Source organism: Bradyrhizobium sp. PRIMUS42, assembly GCF_023006515.1.
In the GTDB taxonomy this organism is placed as follows: Bacteria; Pseudomonadota; Alphaproteobacteria; order Rhizobiales; family Xanthobacteraceae; genus Bradyrhizobium.
Genome location: NZ_JALBGZ010001658.1, coordinates 1 through 289 on the forward strand (window position 1 = coordinate 1; position 289 = coordinate 289).

Sequence of the window (289 nt, forward strand, 5' to 3'; positions counted from 1 at the left end):
CCAGCCGGTTGGCCCGCCGTTCGATCTCCGCGTAGCTCAGCTGGCGCCCGCCATCGATCACCGCGACCGCATCCGGCGTTCGCATGGCCTGCGCCGTCACCAGATCGTGCAAGCATGCCTCCGACGGATAGGCCGAACACGTCTCGTTCCACTCCTCCACCAATTGCCGCCGCTCCGTCTCCGGCAGCATCGCAAGCTCCGACAGCGGACGGTCCGCGTCAGCGACTGCTTCCATCAACATTTGCGTCAGATGCTCCGACAGCCGCTTCACCGTCGCGGCGTCGAACAG

General features: G+C 66.1%; 1 protein-coding gene. It reads right to left on the bottom strand.

What is annotated here, in order from left to right; translation table 11 throughout:
- On the bottom strand, positions 1-289 hold a 289-nt coding region (locus tag MOV75_RS42160; RefSeq protein WP_247008790.1), incomplete at both ends, for a hypothetical protein.